The 5,364-nt window shown below is 51.0% G+C and carries 2 tRNA genes and 2 rRNA genes; all 4 read right to left on the reverse strand.

Annotated features, from left to right (window positions below):
- Window positions 1-77 precede the first annotated feature (77 nt).
- Window positions 78-2,969, reverse strand: a 23S ribosomal RNA gene (locus CIB54_RS27155).
- Between the two features lie 236 nt (window positions 2,970-3,205).
- A tRNA-Ala gene (locus CIB54_RS27160) sits at window positions 3,206-3,281 on the reverse strand.
- Window positions 3,282-3,309: 28 nt separating this feature from the next.
- Window positions 3,310-3,386 (reverse strand) — tRNA-Ile (locus tag CIB54_RS27165).
- A gap of 125 nt (window positions 3,387-3,511) precedes the next feature.
- Window positions 3,512-5,048: ribosomal RNA gene (locus CIB54_RS27170) — 16S ribosomal RNA — on the reverse strand.
- The 16S and 23S rRNA genes sit together here with 2 tRNA genes alongside, the layout of an rRNA operon.
- Window positions 5,049-5,364 lie beyond the last annotated feature (316 nt).

Consider the following 5,364-nt stretch of genomic DNA (forward strand, 5'->3'; position numbering starts at 1 on the left):
TCGAACTTTCGGTTCATCTCGTCTTCACACACCGCAATCTGATGCTCGTTAGAGTAGTCAAATTGCTTGGGTGTTATATGGTCAAGCCTCACGGGCAATTAGTATTGGTTAGCTCAACGCCTCACAGCGCTTACACACCCAACCTATCAACGTCGTAGTCTTCGACGGCCCTTCAGGGAACTCAAGGTTCCAGTGAGATCTCATCTTGAGGCTAGTTTCCCGCTTAGATGCTTTCAGCGGTTATCTATTCCGAACATAGCTACCCGGCAATGCCACTGGCGTGACAACCGGAACACCAGAGGTTCGTCCACTCCGGTCCTCTCGTACTAGGAGCAGCCCCTCTCAAATCTCAAACGTCCACGGCAGATAGGGACCGAACTGTCTCACGACGTTCTAAACCCAGCTCGCGTACCACTTTAAATGGCGAACAGCCATACCCTTGGGACCGGCTTCAGCCCCAGGATGTGATGAGCCGACATCGAGGTGCCAAACACCGCCGTCGATATGAACTCTTGGGCGGTATCAGCCTGTTATCCCCGGAGTACCTTTTATCCGTTGAGCGATGGCCCTTCCATACAGAACCACCGGATCACTAAGACCTACTTTCGTACCTGCTCGACGTGTCTGTCTCGCAGTCAAGCGCGCTTTTGCCTTTATACTCTACGACCGATTTCCGACCGGTCTGAGCGCACCTTCGTACTCCTCCGTTACTCTTTAGGAGGAGACCGCCCCAGTCAAACTACCCACCATACACTGTCCTCGATCCGGATAACGGACCTGAGTTAGAACCTCAAAGTTGCCAGGGTGGTATTTCAAGGTTGGCTCCACGCAGACTGGCGTCCACGCTTCAAAGCCTCCCACCTATCCTACACAAGCAAATTCAAAGTCCAGTGCAAAGCTATAGTAAAGGTTCACGGGGTCTTTCCGTCTAGCCGCGGATACACTGCATCTTCACAGCGATTTCAATTTCACTGAGTCTCGGGTGGAGACAGCGCCGCCATCGTTACGCCATTCGTGCAGGTCGGAACTTACCCGACAAGGAATTTCGCTACCTTAGGACCGTTATAGTTACGGCCGCCGTTTACCGGGGCTTCGATCAAGAGCTTCGCGTTAGCTAACCCCATCAATTAACCTTCCGGCACCGGGCAGGCGTCACACCCTATACGTCCACTTTCGTGTTTGCAGAGTGCTGTGTTTTTAATAAACAGTCGCAGCGGCCTGGTATCTTCGACCGGCATGAGCTTACGGAGCAAGTCCTTCACCCTCACCGGCGCACCTTCTCCCGAAGTTACGGTGCCATTTTGCCTAGTTCCTTCACCCGAGTTCTCTCAAGCGCCTTGGTATTCTCTACCCAACCACCTGTGTCGGTTTGGGGTACGGTTCCTGGTTACCTGAAGCTTAGAAGCTTTTCTTGGAAGCATGGCATCAACCACTTCGTCATCTAAAAGACAACTCGTCATCAGCTCTCGGCCTTAAGATCCCGGATTTACCTAAGATCTCAGCCTACCACCTTAAACTTGGACAACCAACGCCAAGCTGGCCTAGCCTTCTCCGTCCCTCCATCGCAATAACCAGAAGTACAGGAATATTAACCTGTTTTCCATCGACTACGCTTTTCAGCCTCGCCTTAGGGACCGACTAACCCTGCGTCGATTAACGTTGCGCAGGAAACCTTGGTCTTTCGGCGTGGGTGTTTTTCACACCCATTGTCGTTACTCATGTCAGCATTCGCACTTCTGATACCTCCAGCAAGCTTCTCAACTCACCTTCACAGGCTTACAGAACGCTCCTCTACCGCATCACTTACGTGATACCCGTAGCTTCGGTGTATGGTTTGAGCCCCGTTACATCTTCCGCGCAGGCCGACTCGACTAGTGAGCTATTACGCTTTCTTTAAAGGGTGGCTGCTTCTAAGCCAACCTCCTAGCTGTCTAAGCCTTCCCACATCGTTTCCCACTTAACCATAACTTTGGGACCTTAGCTGACGGTCTGGGTTGTTTCCCTTTTCACGACGGACGTTAGCACCCGCCGTGTGTCTCCCATGCTCGGCACTTGTAGGTATTCGGAGTTTGCATCGGTTTGGTAAGTCGGGATGACCCCCTAGCCGAAACAGTGCTCTACCCCCTACAGTGATACATGAGGCGCTACCTAAATAGCTTTCGAGGAGAACCAGCTATCTCCGAGCTTGATTAGCCTTTCACTCCGATCCACAGGTCATCCGCTAACTTTTCAACGGTAGTCGGTTCGGTCCTCCAGTTAGTGTTACCCAACCTTCAACCTGCCCATGGATAGATCGCCCGGTTTCGGGTCTATTCCCAGCGACTAGACGCCCTATTAAGACTCGCTTTCGCTACGCCTCCCCTATTCGGTTAAGCTCGCCACTGAAAATAAGTCGCTGACCCATTATACAAAAGGTACGCAGTCACCCAACAAAGTGGGCTCCCACTGCTTGTACGCATACGGTTTCAGGATCTATTTCACTCCCCTCTCCGGGGTTCTTTTCGCCTTTCCCTCACGGTACTAGTTCACTATCGGTCAGTCAGTAGTATTTAGCCTTGGAGGATGGTCCCCCCATATTCAGACAAAGTTTCTCGTGCTCCGTCCTACTCGATTTCATGACTAAGAGATTTTCGCGTACAGGGCTATCACCCACTATGGCCGCACTTTCCAGAGCGTTCCGCTAATCTCAAAGCCACTTAAGGGCTAGTCCCCGTTCGCTCGCCACTACTAAGGGAATCTCGGTTGATTTCTTTTCCTCAGGGTACTTAGATGTTTCAGTTCCCCTGGTTCGCCTCTTACGCCTATGTATTCAGCGTAAGATAACCATCTTATGATGGCTGGGTTCCCCCATTCAGACATCTCCGGATCAAAGTCTGTTTGCCGACTCCCCGAAGCTTTTCGCAGGCTACCACGTCTTTCATCGCCTCTGACTGCCAAGGCATCCACCGTATGCGCTTCTTCACTTGACCATATAACCCCAAGCAATCTGGTTATACTGTGAAGACAACATTCGCCGAAAATTCGAATTTCTCGTTAAGAGAACTCACAAATTTTACCTTAGCCTGATCCGTTACCAGTGAAAGTAACGTTCAGTCTATCTTTCTATCACATACCCAAATTTTTAAAGAACGATCTAATCAAAGACTAGAAATCAATATTCACTTCAGAATATTCATTTCTAAACTCTAACAGCAGAAGCAGTTAATGGTGGAGCCAAACGGGATCGAACCGTTGACCTCCTGCGTGCAAGGCAGGCGCTCTCCCAGCTGAGCTATGGCCCCGCTTTTTAACGGGTTGCGACACTAAAATTGGTGGGTCTGGGCAGATTCGAACTGCCGACCTCACCCTTATCAGGGGTGCGCTCTAACCAACTGAGCTACAGACCCAATTTTGATGCGTTACGCAATCAAACTTGAAGCTTGTAGCTTAAAGCTTGAAGCTGCTTCTATCGTCTTCTTCAATGAATCAAGCAATTCGTGTGGGAACTTATGGAGCAGCTGATGTCGTCGATTAAGGAGGTGATCCAGCCGCAGGTTCCCCTACGGCTACCTTGTTACGACTTCACCCCAGTCATGAATCACACCGTGGTAACCGTCCTCCCGAAGGTTAGACTAGCTACTTCTGGTGCAACCCACTCCCATGGTGTGACGGGCGGTGTGTACAAGGCCCGGGAACGTATTCACCGCGACATTCTGATTCGCGATTACTAGCGATTCCGACTTCACGCAGTCGAGTTGCAGACTGCGATCCGGACTACGATCGGTTTTGTGGGATTAGCTCCACCTCGCGGCTTGGCAACCCTCTGTACCGACCATTGTAGCACGTGTGTAGCCCAGGCCGTAAGGGCCATGATGACTTGACGTCATCCCCACCTTCCTCCGGTTTGTCACCGGCAGTCTCCTTAGAGTGCCCACCATAACGTGCTGGTAACTAAGGACAAGGGTTGCGCTCGTTACGGGACTTAACCCAACATCTCACGACACGAGCTGACGACAGCCATGCAGCACCTGTCTCAATGTTCCCGAAGGCACCAATCTATCTCTAGAAAGTTCATTGGATGTCAAGGCCTGGTAAGGTTCTTCGCGTTGCTTCGAATTAAACCACATGCTCCACCGCTTGTGCGGGCCCCCGTCAATTCATTTGAGTTTTAACCTTGCGGCCGTACTCCCCAGGCGGTCAACTTAATGCGTTAGCTGCGCCACTAAGAGCTCAAGGCTCCCAACGGCTAGTTGACATCGTTTACGGCGTGGACTACCAGGGTATCTAATCCTGTTTGCTCCCCACGCTTTCGCACCTCAGTGTCAGTGTTGGTCCAGGTGGTCGCCTTCGCCACTGGTGTTCCTTCCTATATCTACGCATTTCACCGCTACACAGGAAATTCCACCACCCTCTACCACACTCTAGTCAGTCAGTTTTGAATGCAGTTCCCAGGTTGAGCCCGGGGATTTCACATCCAACTTAACAAACCACCTACGCGCGCTTTACGCCCAGTAATTCCGATTAACGCTTGCACCCTCTGTATTACCGCGGCTGCTGGCACAGAGTTAGCCGGTGCTTATTCTGTCGGTAACGTCAAAACAATCACGTATTAGGTAACTGCCCTTCCTCCCAACTTAAAGTGCTTTACAATCCGAAGACCTTCTTCACACACGCGGCATGGCTGGATCAGGCTTTCGCCCATTGTCCAATATTCCCCACTGCTGCCTCCCGTAGGAGTCTGGACCGTGTCTCAGTTCCAGTGTGACTGATCATCCTCTCAGACCAGTTACGGATCGTCGCCTTGGTGAGCCATTACCTCACCAACTAGCTAATCCGACCTAGGCTCATCTGATAGCGCAAGGCCCGAAGGTCCCCTGCTTTCTCCCGTAGGACGTATGCGGTATTAGCGTCCGTTTCCGAACGTTATCCCCCACTACCAGGCAGATTCCTAGGCTTTACTCACCCGTCCGCCGCTCTCAAGAGAAGCAAGCTTCTCTCTACCGCTCGACTTGCATGTGTTAGGCCTGCCGCCAGCGTTCAATCTGAGCCATGATCAAACTCTTCAGTTCAAACATCTTTGGGTTTTTAAGAAACCCTAAACTTGGCTCAGCAATCGTTGGTTACATCTTTGATTTCTCGCGGAGTAACTTGTGATGCTGATAATCTTGTTGACTATCAGTCTGACTCCACAAGCACCCACACGAATTGCTTGATTCAGTTGTTAAAGAGCGGTTGGTTAAGATCTTTCGTCTCAACCGAGGCGCGCATTCTACAGCAGCCTCATTTGCTGTCAAGTGGTTATTTTTAGAAGTTTTCGAAGATTTCTTCAACAACTTCAACCACTTGCGCTTGCGATCTCTCGTAAGCGGGAGGCGAATTCTACAG

This window comes from Pseudomonas fluorescens, from assembly GCF_002837185.1.
Taxonomy (GTDB): domain Bacteria; phylum Pseudomonadota; class Gammaproteobacteria; order Pseudomonadales; family Pseudomonadaceae; genus Aquipseudomonas; species Aquipseudomonas fluorescens_AM.